Annotated in this window: 14 protein-coding genes; 1 reads left to right on the top strand and 13 read right to left on the bottom strand. The window is 59.5% G+C overall.

The features are described 5' to 3' along the window. Positions 1-20 precede the first annotated feature (20 nt). The 8 genes from C8D72_RS04715 to C8D72_RS04680 form a co-directional block, all read right to left on the bottom strand. The gene (locus C8D72_RS04715) at positions 21-1,322 is read right to left on the bottom strand and encodes a TRAP transporter large permease (RefSeq protein ID WP_115853202.1); all 1,302 of its coding nucleotides are present in this window, start codon (positions 1,320-1,322) and stop codon (positions 21-23) included. Further along, positions 1,319-1,951, bottom strand: coding sequence for a TRAP transporter small permease subunit (locus tag C8D72_RS04710; protein ID WP_115853201.1), 633 nt, complete (start codon positions 1,949-1,951; stop codon positions 1,319-1,321). The genes C8D72_RS04715 and C8D72_RS04710 overlap by 4 nt, the downstream gene beginning before the upstream one ends. An 83-nt stretch (positions 1,952-2,034) precedes the next feature. Further along, positions 2,035-3,096, bottom strand: coding sequence for a TRAP transporter substrate-binding protein (locus tag C8D72_RS04705; RefSeq protein ID WP_115853200.1), 1,062 nt, complete (start codon positions 3,094-3,096; stop codon positions 2,035-2,037). Positions 3,097-3,151: 55 nt separating this feature from the next. Beyond that, complete coding sequence (locus C8D72_RS04700; RefSeq protein ID WP_115853624.1) at positions 3,152-4,171, bottom strand: TRAP transporter substrate-binding protein; 1,020 nt, start codon at positions 4,169-4,171, stop codon at positions 3,152-3,154. Positions 4,172-4,611: 440 nt separating this feature from the next. Beyond that, entirely contained in the window at positions 4,612-5,181 is a 570-nt protein-coding gene (locus C8D72_RS04695; RefSeq protein WP_115853199.1) for a phosphatase PAP2 family protein, read from the bottom strand. Continuing rightward, on the bottom strand, positions 5,171-6,295 hold the full coding sequence (locus C8D72_RS04690) for a glycosyltransferase family 4 protein (protein WP_342768062.1): 1,125 nt from the start codon (positions 6,293-6,295) through the stop codon (positions 5,171-5,173). Before C8D72_RS04690 ends, C8D72_RS04695 begins: the two co-directional genes overlap by 11 nt. 104 nt (positions 6,296-6,399) lie before the next feature. Continuing rightward, the gene (locus C8D72_RS04685; RefSeq protein WP_245955146.1) at positions 6,400-7,257 is read right to left on the bottom strand and encodes a M23 family metallopeptidase; all 858 of its coding nucleotides are present in this window, start codon (positions 7,255-7,257) and stop codon (positions 6,400-6,402) included. After that, positions 7,239-8,117 (bottom strand): acyltransferase, encoded by an 879-nt coding sequence (locus C8D72_RS04680; RefSeq protein WP_115853197.1) that lies wholly within the window; start codon positions 8,115-8,117, stop codon positions 7,239-7,241. The genes C8D72_RS04685 and C8D72_RS04680 overlap by 19 nt, the downstream gene beginning before the upstream one ends. Before the next feature lie 147 nt (positions 8,118-8,264). Here C8D72_RS04680 and C8D72_RS04675 point away from each other — a divergent pair, with 147 nt between their 5' ends. Further along, entirely contained in the window at positions 8,265-9,548 is a 1,284-nt protein-coding gene (locus C8D72_RS04675; protein ID WP_115853196.1) for an MFS transporter, read from the top strand. Between the two features lie 18 nt (positions 9,549-9,566). On the opposite strand, the gene C8D72_RS04670 is transcribed toward C8D72_RS04675, so the two are convergent. The 5 genes from C8D72_RS04670 to C8D72_RS04650 all read right to left on the bottom strand — a co-directional run bounded on the left by C8D72_RS04670 (position 9,567) and on the right by C8D72_RS04650 (position 15,112). Continuing rightward, the gene (locus tag C8D72_RS04670; RefSeq protein WP_115853195.1) at positions 9,567-10,409 is read right to left on the bottom strand and encodes a fructosamine kinase family protein; all 843 of its coding nucleotides are present in this window, start codon (positions 10,407-10,409) and stop codon (positions 9,567-9,569) included. A gap of 86 nt (positions 10,410-10,495) precedes the next feature. Continuing rightward, a complete protein-coding gene (locus C8D72_RS04665) occupies positions 10,496-12,301 on the bottom strand; it encodes a monovalent cation:proton antiporter-2 (CPA2) family protein (protein WP_115853194.1) in 1,806 nt (601 codons plus the stop codon). Between the two features lie 100 nt (positions 12,302-12,401). After that, the gene (locus tag C8D72_RS04660) at positions 12,402-13,217 is read right to left on the bottom strand and encodes an inositol monophosphatase family protein (protein WP_115853193.1); all 816 of its coding nucleotides are present in this window, start codon (positions 13,215-13,217) and stop codon (positions 12,402-12,404) included. A 53-nt stretch (positions 13,218-13,270) separates the two neighbouring features. Then, the gene (locus C8D72_RS04655) at positions 13,271-13,807 is read right to left on the bottom strand and encodes a response regulator transcription factor (RefSeq protein ID WP_086898919.1); all 537 of its coding nucleotides are present in this window, start codon (positions 13,805-13,807) and stop codon (positions 13,271-13,273) included. Positions 13,808-13,813: 6 nt separating this feature from the next. After that, positions 13,814-15,112 carry an ATP-binding protein gene (locus C8D72_RS04650; RefSeq protein WP_115853192.1) on the bottom strand — a complete coding sequence of 433 codons (1,299 nt, stop codon included), beginning with the start codon at positions 15,110-15,112 and terminating at the stop codon, positions 13,814-13,816. Positions 15,113-15,249 lie beyond the last annotated feature (137 nt).

Raw genomic sequence — 15,249 nt, 5'->3', positions numbered from 1 at the left:
GGTACGAACAAAGATGGAGGTTACACCAGCCACATGGCGAGATTGGGCCAGAAAAGAAGGGCAAACAGCACCAGCAGCTGCAGGGCAATGAAGGGCAATAGTGAGACAAAAATATCCTGGAGGCTGATTTCCGGCGGGGCGACTCCCTTGAGATAGAACGCGGCCGGCCCGAATGGCGGTGACAGAAACGACACCTGCATGTTGACTGCGAACAAGATCCCGAACCATATCGGGCTGTAGCCCAGCTCCGTGATGATGGGCACAAAAATCGGCAGGGTCAGCATCGCGACCCCGATCCAGTCGAGGAACATGCCCAGTATCAGTAAAATACCCATCATCACCAGTATGATCACGATGGGGGCGACATCGAGTCCCAGGATCATGCCCGAGATGAAGCGGTTGCCCCCCATCAGGTTGTAAACCCCGACCAGGGCTGCTGCCCCAATACCGATCCAGATAATCATGCCGCAGGTCATCAGTGTCTGGCCGAGGCTTTCGTGCATGACCTTGAGCGAGAATTCGCCGCGCAGCACGATCGCCAGCAGCACACCGAACGCGCCCATGGCCGCTGCCTCGGTAACCGAGGCAATACCGCCATAGATCGAACCCAGCACAAGCACCGCGATCAGCGCCGGCACGATAATCGCCTGCAGCGCCTTGCCTTTGGTGGCGAAGGTTTCGAGGCGGTCTTCTTCAGTCAGTGGCGGCCCGAGGCTGGGGTTTTTCAAACATCGCACCAGCACGTAGCCGATATAGGAGAGCATCAGGATCACCGCCGGTGTAATGGCGGCGGTAAACAGATCGGCGATAGAAACACTGGCGATCAGCCCGTAGATGATCAATACGATCGAGGGCGGCATCATGGTGCCCAGCGAACCGCCGGCGCAGACCACGCCAATGGAAAGATGTTTGTCGTAGCCCAGTCGCAGCATCTGCGGCAGGGCAAGAATACCCAGCAGCACGATCTCTCCGCCGATGATGCCCGAGAGGGCGGCAAGGAAAAAGGCCACGACCACGGTCTGTATCGCAACACCGCCGGGCAGGCGACCTGCAAACACGCGCATGGCATTGAACAGGTCTTTTGCAATGCCGGAGCGATCCAGCAGCGATGCCATCAGCACGAACATTGGCACCGCCACCAGCGAATATTCGGTCACGAAGCCATAGATGCGACTGGTGACCAGTGGCATGGCCATCGGGCCGAACCAGCCAAAGGTGAAGGCGAGCGCCACCAGACCGGTAATAAAGGCCAGCGGCAGGCCGGTGACCAGCAGGGCAAAGATGGCTCCGACCATCAGGATCGTACCGTCGGCAATGCTCATGACGCTGCCTCCCCGTCATCGTGTCGTGCCTCGGCAGGCCTGCCCCGCAGGGACTGAACGAAATGGACCAGCGACTGGACGCACATGATCATCAGCGCGGCCATGATGATCCCTTTCACCAGCGCCGGAAATGGCGGATTCCATGAGGTACCGGAACGTTCTAGTCGCCACTCTCCCAGAGGGTTGTGAGAGGCATCCCAGAACATGGTGAAGGCGGCGTAGCTCATGGCCAGGCAGAAGCCGAAGGTGACCAGGTCATTGAAACGGTCCAGCCAGAGGCGTAGCCGGGGGCCGGCACTGTCATAAAGGATGCGCACCCGGATATGACGGTTGCTGGCGAGCGCTGCCGGCCCGCCAATCGCAAAACTGACAGCGACCAGCATTACCACGCTCTCATGCACCCATGAGGTGGGAGAGTTGAAGCCATAGCGCATGATGACCTCATAGACGCTGATGGCCATGGCCGCGAAAACCAGCCAGGCAGCGCTGCGGGCGCACCATACCACGCCGCGATCAAGCGCACTGCGTACCGGGTCCGGGGCGTGATCAATATGGTCCGGGTTCGAGTGAGCGAGCTCCTCTTCGTCTGCCTCGATGACGCCATGCTGGCGGTGGGGGTCCTGGGACATGTGGCGTCCTCTCATCAGAGAAAATCAATCGGGTCAGGAGAGACGGGCATGGCCATGCCCGTCTCTCCTGAAAACCAGTTCAATCAGGAAGAGGCGTCTGCATCTGTCCCATTGCTGCCTTCAGCAGGAAGCAGGTTGTGTGTCTGAAGATACGCCACGACCGAGTCATAGAACTCGCGGGTAATATCATTGCGCTCGGCCCACTCCGCCCATTCCTGACGGGCGATATCACGGAACGTCGCGCGCTCTTCCTGTGACAGATCAATGATCTCGATATCCGGGTTCTGGCGCGCCTGACGTACCGCCTCCAGATCGCGAGTTCGCAGCTCGGCCACCATTTCGTAGGCCAGTGCATCCACGGATGTGGTCAGCATGGCCTGCAGATCGCCCGGGAGACCCTGCCAGATATCGTTGTTGATCGAGACGGCGACCATGGGCAGGGAGTGGAAGCCGGGGTACAGCGGATAGGGCGCAAAGTCATGCAGCCCCTGGGCTTGGTTGGTCGCAAAGACGGTGTAATCGGCGGCATCGATGACCCCCTTTTCGAGCCCGGTATAGACCTCCGAGCCCGGCAGATTAACCGGCGTGGCGCCTGCCTTTTCAAAAATGTTATAGACCATGCCTTCCGGCGCCCGCAGCTTGAGCCCTTTCATGTCCGCAATGGAGCGTATTGGCTTGCTTGAAGGCAGGGACTCAAGCCCCGTAGCGGCGGCACCGATCAGGTGAAGCCCGTAGGGCTCAACCAGCTTGTTGTAGAGGTCTTCGCCACCGGCATTGTTCATGTAATCGAGAAAATCGTACGGGTCGCTCCAAGCCCCGACCAGATTGCCCATCATGCCAAAGGCCGGATCCTGTCCGGTAAAGTAGCTGGGGTCGGTCAGATGCCCCTGCAGGATGCCGGAGCGTACTGCCTGAAGGGTCTGGTTGGCCTGTACCACGGCCCCGACAGGGAGAATCTCGATGGCAATACGGCCGTTCGACATTTTTTCAACGTTGTCGGCCCACGCCTTTTTCATTTCAAACTGAGGTTCGCCGGAGGTTTCCGAGGTCTGGAAGGTCCAATCGTATTCGGCGGCCTGAACATTAAGCGCTGTACTGCCCAGTGCGATGAGCACGCAGGCTTTCAGCGGAAGGCGGATAGACATGATGGGTTCCCTCTGACGTTTTTATTGGTACAGGGCCGATGATGGGCTGTCGCGATCAGAGCAGATCGCGAGAGCGCAGGAAACCGGTGGTCGAGTCGTAGATCTTCTGGGTCATGTCGTTGCGACCGGCCCATTCCTGCCACTCCTTCTCGGCGGCCTGGCGGAACTTCCTGCGCTCTTCCGGCGGCAGATCATAGGGATGCACGTCCGGGTCATTTTCAAGCTTGGCCAGCGTTTCAAGATCCTGCGCCTTGAGGCGCGCAATCAGGTCGTAGGACATGCGATCAAAGGCCGTTTTCAACGTGACCTGCAGATCCTGTGGCAGGCCATCCCAGATCTGCTTGTTGATCGACACCGCGATCATGGGCATGGAGTGGAAGCCGGGATACAGCGGATAGGGGGCGAACTGATGAAGTCCCTGGGCATCGTTATTGGAGAGCACCGTGGAGTCGGCGGCGTCGATGACCCCTTTTTCAAGGCCGGTATAGACTTCAGAGCCCGGCAGATTGACCGGTGTGGCACCGATGCGCTCGAAAATGTTGTACACCATGCCCTGTGGGGCCCGAATCTTGAGACCCTCAAAGTCTTCTATGGTCTTGATTTCCACCGTTGAGGGTACTGATTCCAGCGGAAAGGTGGCCGCCGAAATCAAATGAACACCGTAGGGTTCGACCAGCTCGTTGTAGAGCCCTTCGCCGCCGGCATATTTCATGTATTCGAGAAAGTCGTAAGGGTTCTGCCAGGCACCGACCAGGTTGCCCAGCATGCCAAAGGCCGGGTTCTGGCCTGAAAAGTAACTGGGGTCAGTCATGTGGCCCTGCAGTATTCCGGCGCTGACGGCCTGCAGGGTTTCGGTGGGGCCTACCACGGCATTGATCGGCATTACTTCAATGGCCACGCGACCATTGGTCATGACTTCAATGTTATCTGCCCACTCCTGTTTGATTTTAAAGCTGGGCTCACCGGAAGTTTCCGATGCCTGAAACTTCCATTCGTACTCGGCGCCCTGGGCATTGAGCGCAAAGGCGCCGAGTATAAGAATGATGCCTATCTTCAACGATAAGGTAATGGTCATGATGACGCTCCGCTGCACCTGCATGGGAAATGGGGAGGGAGGTGGGCACACCAGTTTTATGTTCGATTTTGCGCCTGCCATAGGGCGCGTTACCGTGCCCTGTCTGCTTCCTTGTTGTTATGTCTGACACAGCATTCCGTAATACGCTGTCTCTGGCTGTAGGACGTTAGTCCTGAGTTTGATCAGGGTTAAAGAAGGCAGGGGGGATCGACGTCTCGGGGTGAGGCGTATGCTGATGGCAAGGTCTTGAAAGCGTTAAAGATGCGTTCGAGTTCTGGGGGGGAAGGGCAGTTTGAGCGCAACCTGCCAATACGGCTACTCTACAATAAATATTGTTGGAGACAGCACATTGCACCAGCCAGCTCTGATCCACGCCTATAAAAAAGCCGGCACAGAAATAGGTGCCGGCTCAGTAGCAAATCATGCTGTGCTGCTATGGGTCACATGCCAAACAGCATCCCGCGCAGGGCCACGATGATTAGTGCCATACCATGGGCCAGTACAAAACCGATCAACGCGCCGGCTATCACGTCCGTAATGTAGTGAAGGCCCAGGATGATGCGCGACAGCATCACCAGTACGGCAAAGGGGGCTACCACGATCAGCATCTGGGGCGCGAACAGCGCCGCCAGCGTGGTAAACATCACGGCGTGCAGCGTGTGGCCACTGGGGAAGCTGTAGCGGTCCAGTGGTGGCATGGTGCAGGGAATTTCAAAGGAGATGTAGGGGCGCTCACGACATAGCCGGTTCTTGAGCAGGCGATAGAGAATGCCGCCCACTGCGGCCGAGAGACCGAAGCAGACGCCCAGAAACCAGCCATACCACCACTGTGTCACCAGGGGAAGGCTCAGGCACATGACGATCCAGGCCGGTGCGTCACCCAGACGGCTGGCCCAGCGCAGAACGAAAAGAAGCGGACGATAGGCGCCGAGGCGGGCCAGCTTGTTACACGCTTTCCACTCAAGCGTATCGAGTCTTTTGAATACCGGAATAAGTCGTTCACCTGCCATCGTTCACCTCCTGTGCCTGAAGCAGATAATCAATAAAGGCGTCGCCAATCTTTGGCCAGCCCAGTGTATGTACCCGCTCACAGGCAGCACGCCCCATCTCCCGGGCGGATGCCATGTCCTCACAAAGCGCCACGGCAGCTTCGATAAACTGCGCTGGTCTGTCAGTGGCGGCAAGCTTACCGTGTATGTCCTCACAAATCAGCTCGCCTGCAGCCGCGTAATCAAAGGCGGCGACCGCCAGTCCGCTGGCCATCGCTTCGGTTACGACGTTGCCAAAGGTTTCCGACAGTGACGGAAACAGAAAAATGTCGGCACTGGCATAGTGTCTTGCCAGCGCCTGATCGCGTTGAAAACCCGCGAAGTGGGCCCAGGGAAGGCGCTTTTCCAGCAGTGCGCGCTGTGGCCCGTCGCCGACCAGTACCGCCTTGAGATCGGGCTGACGCTCGCGCATGGCTTCGAGCGTGTCAATCAGCAGCAAAACGTTTTTCTCGGCCGCCAGGCGCCCGACATGCAGGGCGACGGGCGTGTCGTCGTCAGCGCCCCACTGAGCACGTAGTGAGGCATCACGCTGGCGGGGCGAAAAACGCTCACAATCAAGCCCTCTACTGAGCACCTTAACATTGTCATAACCATATTGGGTGAGATTGTCTGCCTGGGCTTTGGTCGGTACCAGCGTCATGGTCGAACGGTTATGAAAGCGTCGAAGAAAGGGCCTCACCAGCGGGCTGAGCACTTTCAGCATGATGTAGTGGCGGCTGTACTGATCGAAATTGGTATGAAAACCGCTGATGACCGGAATGCCCAGTCTGCGCGCCTGGTTAAGGGCAGAGAGGCCAAGGGGCCCTTCGGTGGCGATATAGATGACGTCGGGTCGATGGGTGCGCCACAGCCCGGCAACCTTGCGCGGGGCAGGAAACCCCATGCTGACGCCGTCGTAGTCCGGAATGGGAATGGCGCCGACCTGGAGCTCCTCACTCATGAGGGCATCATGATGGGTGCTCCGTGGCCTGGGACGAATCAGCTGCAGGGACATGCCGCGCGCCTTGAGATGGCGCGACAGGTGGCCGAGTGTATGCGTCACACCATTGATTTCGGGTGCCCAGGTCTCGCTCACAAAAGCGACCTTTAGTGGTGGCTGGGTACTATCGTCTTGTCTGTCAGTATGGTTGTCGTTCATGACGGTCGCAGGGCGATCAGGTGACGTTCTTGTGTCGCGTGTCATCGCACAATCTGCCTGGGGTTGAAGGGGCGTCCGGCATTGCGCGTATCAAAAAGCAGATCATGGCGGCCGGTGCCGGCATCACGACGTATCTCACAGACGGGAGTGCCTGCACTGATGCGCTGTCCATTGCTGACGTTGAGGCGCTCGCACTGGGCATACACACTCTGCAGATTCTGGTCATGGTGAACGATCACGACGCCGCCAAGCTGGCGCATGGTGCCTGCAAAGCGCACAGTGCCTGAGGCCACGGCACGGGCGGTGTGATCGCTTCCGGCAGAGAGGAGCATGGGCTGCAGGGCGTCCCGGCTGTCCTTGCCAAACTCACGCTGGACCTGGCCACCACGCAGCGGCCATGACCATGGGCCAGCGCCCTTTGGCAGGGCGCTGGCAGGCGCCGGGCTGGACTGGGCGCCGGCAGTGCCGGTAGCACGTGAGGTTGTCGAGGCTGAAGCACTACCGACCGGTACGGTCAGCATCTGGCCGATGCGCAAACGATTGGGATCAATGCCGCGGTTGGCCGCGTTGATGCGGCTGCTGGAGGTGCCGAAGTGGCTGGCGATGCGCCCCAGCGTATCGCCGCTTCTGACGGCATAACGATATTGTCCATCCCCCGGGGCACGCTCATTGCGGCCGGGCAGCATCAACTGCTGCCCGATGCGCATGTCATTGGCCCTGACGGAGGGATTGAACCGTTGCAGACGCAGCAGCGGGATGCCTGCCTGGCGGGCGATGGCGCTCATGGTATCTCCCCGCTGGATGGTGATATAGCCGGCCTCACCTCCACCGCCGGTAGTGCGCCCGGCACACCCTGCCAGTAAAAGGAGCACTAAAAGGGTCAGGAAGCGGTAGTACATGCGAGCTGCTGATCCTTTTCCTGCCATAGCGCATTGATCCATGCCTGAAAGCGTTCCCTGTAATGCGTGTCGTTGAGGTAATCCCCGCCGGGCATCCAGCCGGGGATGTCCAGCTGTCTTGCCTTCAGGCTGATCCTGGCGCTTCGTCCGCACAGCAGATCCCGAAACCGTGGCCGGCCGTGTCGGTAGTCAAGTGTTACGTCGATGATACCGGAGAGTTCATGCCCCATCATCGTCATGACCTGGGCACAGCCGCCGGCGCGAGGCTTGAGCAGGTGCTGATAGGGGCTTTGCTGCTGTTCATGTTTGGTTCGGGTGAAGCGTGTGCCTTCGGCAAAGTTGTAGATGGTAACAGGCGTACGGTCGATATGGGTCAGCAGTTTTTGGGTCGCCTTGAGATCATGCCTTGCCAGATGCGGGCGGCGTTGCAGCTGACTGGCGGAGTAGCGCCGCATTATGGGAAATTCGAGTGCCCACCAGGCCAGTCCCAGAATGGGCACCCAGATCAGCTCACGCTTGATAAAAAAACGCGGCATCGGCAGGTGGGCATGCAGGGCGTACAGCAGGACAAAGACATCCGTCCAGCTGCGATGGTTGGCGATCACCAGCCAGTGGCGATCTCTGGAAAGCGTGTCGGGCAGGGAGATGTGCCAGTCCGGCTTGAGCCAGTGGCGTATCCACAGATTATTGGTCGTGATCCAGAGGCTGGCGACCCGATTCAGGCACTTGAGCAGCTGCCGTTGCACCGGGTGAAAGGGAAGTACCAGCTTGAGAAGACTTAATGTCACCAGCGGTATGCCCCAGAACAGCGTATTGCCGGTCAGCAGCACGATACTGATGATGCCCTTGAGCCATGCCATGGTGTCCGGATCCTTGTTGCAGTGCCCGTATCCTAATGGATCGTCCGCGCTGGGCCCAGTACAAGGATGACGCAGTTCCGCCCGAGCCACTACAATGCCTCCCCGCCAGGAAATCAGTAACCTTTCGAAATCCTCAGGGAGTAGCGAGTGCGGAATCTGCCATCGACATTACCAGTACTGTTTATCTGTGAAATCTTCTTTTTGCTGGGCCATGGCTTGATCATGACCCTGCTGGGCGTACGCATGTCGCTTGAAGGGTTTCCATCACAGATGGCGGGTCTTTTGATGTCGAGTTTCTCGCTGGGATTTGTGGCCGGCAGTTATCTGCTTGAAAAACGAATTCGTTCGGTGGGTCATATCCGTGTTTTCTCTGCCTGCGCCGCGGTACTGGCCGTGACGGCCATGCTGCACGGGCTCTGGGTTAATCAATGGGCATGGCTGTTCTGGCGTCTGTTTGGGGGTGCGGCCACAGCAGGTCTTTTGATGGTCATGGAGTCATGGGTCTCGGGCGAGTCCAGCAATGACAATCGGGGGCAGGTCCTTGCGATCTACCTGGTCATCTCCACGACATCGCTGGCGGGCGGGCAATGGCTGCTCAATGCGGCGGACCCGGCCTCGATGGTACTGTTCAGTGTGACGGGCATCCTGTTTGCACTCTCACTTATACCGTTATCTATTTATCGAATTCAGGGGCCGGCACGTTCCGGTCACGAAACTGCGCTCAAACTGCCGCTCAAGACGCTTTACAAGCGGGCGCCGGTAGGGCTGGTAGGCGCCTTTGTGGCCGGCATGATGGTGCAGGCCTTCTTTGCCATGACGCCATATTATGGTCAGGAGATCGGGCTCTCCACCGGTCAGACGGCACAGTTCATGTCCATTACCACGCTGGTGGCGCTGATCGCGCAGTGGACGCTGGGCCGTGTCTCCGACCGGCTTGATCGACGCAAGGTCATCCTGTTCATGGCACTCGTCATGGCGATATCAGGTGCCGTGATTTCTACCGTGGCGCGTGTTGATTATCTCTTTTTGCTGCTGACGGCCTGCCTGCATACGGCCATGCTGCATACCCTGTACTCGCTGAGCCTTGCCCATACCAACGACTGGCTGGAACCGGAAGAAACCATCCAGGCCAATGCCAAGCTTTTGATCTGGTATGGGATCGGCTCAGTCGTGGGGCCGTTCAGTGCCTCCCTTGCCATGCAGCTTTTCGGGCCCGATGGCCTCTGGATGTTTCTTGGCTGCGCGTCGCTGCTGCTGGCAGGCTTTATCCTGACGCGTCTGCGCGGACGCCGCAGCTGGGCGCCTGAAGTGGCTCAGGAGCCCTGGGTGCCAACAGCGCCCATGGAAACCTCTCACTATGTGGAGCTGGATCCGCGCTACGAGCCCCATCAGTTCGAGCTTGAGTTTGCCTCGGAAGGCGACACTCACTAGCGCTTCTGTCGCCTTGTCCTAGTGGCCGGGCAACTGGGCGATGGCGGAACGTACGCCCTGATAGTAACTGCCGCCAAACATGTACAGGTGGTTCAATAGCGGATAGAGCTGAAAGAGGGCGCGTCGGCGCGGCCAGTCATCCGGCATGCCGCCATCCCAATAGGCTTCGTAAAAGGCATCGGCAGGGCTGCCGAAAAGCTCCAGCAGGGCGAGATCCGCCTCGGGGTAATGACGGTAGATGGCCGGATCGATCAGGGCCGGGCCCTGTGTGCTGAAATGTACGTTCCCGGACCACAGATCGCCATGGACCAGGCTTGCCGGTGCGTCAGACAGCCAGCTTTCAAGGGCGTTGGCAACGCCAGCCAGTTGGTCATACAGGCCCTGATCCATGCGCTTTTTGTGCAGGCACCTTTCCGCCAGCGGCAGCAGACGACATTCCCGCTGAAAGACGCGACCGTCCTCATGGCAGGTATTGATCTGCGGCGTGGTGCCGGCAAAGTTGTCGCGATGCCAGCCGTGATCGGTGCTTGTGTTGGCGTGCAGGGCGCGAAGCCCGCGGCCGAAGGCTTCGTGTGTGTGTCGATCGGGCCGGGCCGGCGGCAGATAGGTCATTACCAGTGCGCCGGGCAGTTCCCCCACAATGTCGGGGACGATCAGTCCGGTGTCGGCCTCACGCAGGGCCTTCAGACCGTCGGCCTCCGCTTCGAGCCCTTCGGAGTCGGCATGCTTGACCAGCACATCTCCCTGCCGGGTGGTGACACGCCAGACCTGCCCGATATCGCCGCCGCGGAGGGGTTCGGGAGATGTTGTGGCGCTGATACCCAGTCTCTCGAGCGTTTCCTGAGGGTTTGCTGACGTCATGGCGCGGTACTCCTGTGTCGACATGAAAAATGTCTACCCAGCGTAGCAGCGCCATCGGCTGTTATTGAGTCAGGTGATGGCGTGCGCTAGTCCGGGTTGTCGTCATTGTGACCTTTTTGCCGTGGCCCGTGATGGGGTCTTTCCTCGCTTTGAAAGAGCTTGTAGAACTCCGCCATGGCGGCCCGGTCGCTTTCGAGCAGCTGGGCATTGTCATTGCGATACTGATAGGACTCTTCAAACAGGCGAACATCAAAGTCGCGGAAGGTTCTTACCGCCTGGGCGGCACTGGCACTGGGGTAGCCCAGCCCGACCAGTACCTCCTGTGACAGCTCAAGACTGGCGGCAAAGGTTTCCCGGACAATGACCTCCACGCCCAGCTCCTGCAGGCGCCAGGCATGATGGCGGTTGCGGGCCCTGGCATGGATACTCAGCTCGGGGTAATTTTCTCGCGCCAGCCGCGCAATGGTCAGCGCCGCCTGTTCATCATCCACGCAGATGATCAGCATGCGCGCGCGATCAAGGCCTGCCGAGCGAAGCAGTTCCAGCCGAGTGGCATCGGCGTAATAGATCCGTGAGCCAAACTGGCGGATGAATTCCACCTGACGAATGTTGGGGTCCAGCGCCGTAAAGCGCACGTTCTGCATCTTGAGCACGCGTGCCACGATCTGTCCGAAGCGACCCAGCCCGGCGATGATGACGGGCGGGTCGTCATCGGGGAACTGATTGTCCCAGCTCTTCGTGGGTTTGAGCCGATCGCCGAGGCGACTCCCCAGCGTATAAAGAAAGGGGGTGCACGCCATCGAGATCGTCACGGCGGCAATGCACAGACTGGCGATGCGCTGTTCGAAGACACCGGCGGCCACGGCTGTGGTCAGCAGCACGAAATCGAACTCACCGCCCTGGGCGATCACGGCGGCCAGACGTGGAATATTCTGTCGCGGCAGGCGTGCAATGACGCCGACCACACACAGCACCAGTATCTTGACCACCAGAATGGCAAGGGTAATGCCCAGCACAATCAGCAGGTTGTCCATGACCAGCAGCAGGTCGACCGACATGCCGACCGAGATAAAGAACAGGCCGAGCAGAATGCCCTTGAAGGGTTCAATGTTGGCTTCAAGCTCATGGCGATAGGGCGTATCCGCCAGCAGCACGCCGGCCAGAAAGGCGCCCAGCGCCATGGAAAGGCCGGCCTCTTCCATGACCCAGGCCGTGCCCAGCACCATTAAAAGCGCCGCGGCGGTAAAGACCTCGTGGACTTCGCTGCGCGCCACAATGCGCAGCACGCGTGGAAATATGAAACGACCCACCAGCAGCGTGGCCGCCACGATGGCGGCGGTTCTGGCAACATCCAGCCACAGGTTGGCATCATTGGCCCCGGGGTTGCCGGCAAGAATGGGCATCAGGGCCAGCAGTGGAATGACCGCCAGATCCTGAAACAGCAGGATGGCAAAAGCTGTCTGGCCATGCGGGCTGGCAAGGTGCTGATGGTCGGTAAGCAGCTGCAGGGCAAAGGCGGTAGAGGAGAGTGCCAGCGTCAGTCCGAGCAGAATGGAGGCGGTATGGCCGAGCCCCAGCATGAATCCCAGCGGCGTAAGTAACAGGCCCGTCAGAAAGAGTTGCAGGCTGCCCAGGCCGAACAGGCGCCCGCGCAGGCGCCAGAGCCGGGCCGGTTCCAGCTCCAGTCCGATCACGAACAGCAGCATGACCACGCCGATTTCGGAAAAGTGCAGCACGGATTCGGGGTCGGCAACAAAGCCGCTGATCGAGGGCCCCAGGATCAGTCCGGCGCATAGATAGCCCAGTATCGATCCCAGACCGAACCGAGCGAACAGGGGGACTGCCAGAACGGCAGCGCCCAGCATGACGGTTGCTTCAAGCAGAAAGTGCATGACAGTACGTTCCGAACAGTGCAGGCCAGCATCGCAGACCGGGCAGAAGCGACATGGCTTCTGCCCGGCCCGGCATGTCAATGACGTCGATGATAGGAGGTCAGCGGTACTGCCCGCTATCGGCCTTTTTGATCAACGCTTTCAGGGGAGAGTAGATTTCCGGTGTGCAGGCCAGCAGGTTTTCGCCGTAAAGCTCGGTGGAAATGCCTTCCGGACAGTCGTAGACATGGCCGGTGCGGGCGCCGGCTTCCCGTGCGATCAAGAGCCCTGCAGCAAAGTCCCAGGGAGAGCTGCTTTCGTAGTAGCCATCCAGCCGGCCACAGGCCACGGCGCACAGATCCAGCGCGGCAGCCCCATTGCGGCGAATGTCGCGGCAGTTTTCCAGCACGGCATGCAGGCGTTTGAGCAGCGGAAAGCGGGCATCGCGGTCATAGGGGAAACCGGTGCCAATCAGCGAAGCGTCAAGCTCGCGCGTGCCACTGACCGAGATCGGTTCATCGTTGCACCATGCGCCGCTGCCGCGAATGGCGCTAAAGGTTTCCTCAAGAAACGGTGCATGTACGACACCCACCTGGACACGCCCCCTGTCGACCCAGGCGATGGAGACCGCCACATGGTGATGGCCATGGGCAAAGTTGACGGTGCCATCGATGGGGTCGACAACCCACAGAGGCTTTTCATCGCTGACATCATGGCGATTGGGCGAGAGTTCTTCGGTCAGGCGTGCCTCGCCCGGGAACAGTGATTCCAGCTGCTCGCTGATGTAGCGGTCAACGGCGACGTCGATGTCGGTCACCAGTTCATTGCCATGCTTGATGTTGCGTTGAAGGCTGCCACCCTCACGTGCTGCCCTGATACGACGTCCTGCTTCGTGGGCGATGCGGGTAGCCTCTTCAAGGCGCTCTTCGAGAGTCATGCAAACTCCTGTCAGGTATCGTCGTAAAGGATAAATGGCTGGCGAGACGGTGCTCAGCGCTTGACCGGACGTTTTTGCAGCTTGCGCTGCAGGGTGCGCCGGTGCATGCCCAGGCTGCGGGCGGTGGCCGAAATATTGCCATCGTTATCCTGCAGGACACGCTGTATATGCTCCCAGGTCAGTCGATTGACCGATGGCGGGTTTTCGGCGATCTCGGCATCCGGATTGCCCTCCTGGGCATCAAGGGCCTGTAGCACTTCGCTGACCTCGACCGGTTTGCACAGATAGTTCACGGCGCCCAGCTTGATCGCCTCGACTGCGGTGGTGATGCTCGAATAGCCGGTCAGGATCACGACACGACAGGCAGGGCTGATCGAGAGCAGCGTAGGCAGAAACTGTAGCCCCGAGCTCTCCTCGAGCTTCAGGTCGAGCGTTGCATATTCCGGCGGCCGCCGCTGCGCCAGCTGGCGCGCTTCTTCAATGGTCGCCGCTACCATGACATCAAACTCATGGCGCGTCAGAGCGCGCTCCATGATCTGGCGAAATACGGGGTCGTCGTCAACGACCAGAAAGGAGGCCTTTTCGTGCATGACGTGTCATTCCTGTGAGATTGAAGAGGGCGAGGCCGGGTCAGTATCCGGGTGTGGCAGTCTGACTTCGGTCAGCGTGCCCCCCTCGGTTTGATTGTAGAGACTGACGCTGCCACCGAAGCGGTCCAGCGTCGAGTGTGTCAGGAAAAGACCAATGCCCAGTCCTCGGGACTGTCCGGAGATAAAGCTTTCTCCCATGCGGCTGGCAATTTCCATCGAAATGCCCGGACCGTGGTCGACAATCGAAATCACGACCCGGCGCGTGTCTTCCTTGAAGGAACTTTCACCCAGTGTAATGGCGATATCACGCGGGTTGGCATCGGCGGCATTGTTGAGCAGATTCATGATGGCCTGATCCAGCGTCGGGTCGGCCATGAGCGGGATCGCGCGATGATCGATGTGAAGCTGATAGGTGACATCAGGGCGCATGACCAGCCAGCGCTGAATCAGGGCTTCAAGCCAGTCGGCGGCATTGACGCGTGCAGGTGGGTCACTCTGACGGCGCTCGGCGCTGGCCACCAGCTCGCGAAGGTGACGCTTGCAGGTGTCGACCTGACTGCGCAGCAGATCAAGATCGGCGCGCTGTGTGTCGGTAACGGGCTCGGCTTTCATCTCGTCAATCAGCATGACCATGGTGGACAGCGGTGTGCCCAGCTCATGGGCCGTGCCCGCGGCCTGGCTGGCCACGGCCAGGATCTGTTCGTTGCGCAGGGCCGCCTCACGCGTGCGCGACAGCATGCGATCACGCTGTCGCAGGGTATCTGCCATGCGAAAGATGACAAAGGTAATGAGCCCCGCACACAGGGCGAAGTTGAGCCACATGCCCAGCACGTTGAGGGTCAAAAGGCTGTCGCCGATCGTGTGACGAAGCTCCGGCACTGGCTCGAAAAAGAGCATGAGCATCGAGTAGGCCACAAGCGCCGAGGCCGCCGTAATACAGGCATGGCGCCAGGGCTGTGTGGCAGCGGCCATGGCCACGGGAATCAGATAGTAGGTGATGGCCGGATTGGTGGCCCCGCCGGTGTAGTAAAAGATCAGGGTCAGGCCTGACACATCGATGAGCAGATGGATCAGGTATTCGATATCCGTGACCTGACGCGCCTGGCCCAGCCGCCACCAGGTGGCCACATTGAAAAGCCCCATGGCGACGATAATGGCAATAATGGGCACGACCCTGAGCTTGAAGTTCATGACCTCGATGCCAAAAAGGATCACGACCAGAAAGCACGTCCAGGTAATACCCCGGGCAATGGTCAGCCGTACCAGATTGCGGGCCGGTGTGGTCAGCAGTAGCGCCTGCGTCATGAGAGTCCGGAGCAGAGAATGTAGCGTTGTGTGTCCATGATATCGCAATCGCTACAGGGGCGTGGAGTAAAGAATAATGACGGCTGACATGACGGCAAGGGGCCTGGCGTTATGATGGTATTGGGCCTAACGTGATG

The sequence above is a fragment of the Kushneria indalinina DSM 14324 genome, assembly GCF_003385845.1.
Taxonomy (GTDB): Bacteria; Pseudomonadota; Gammaproteobacteria; order Pseudomonadales; family Halomonadaceae; genus Kushneria; species Kushneria indalinina.
This window is presented reverse-complemented; position numbering and strand designations above follow the sequence as displayed.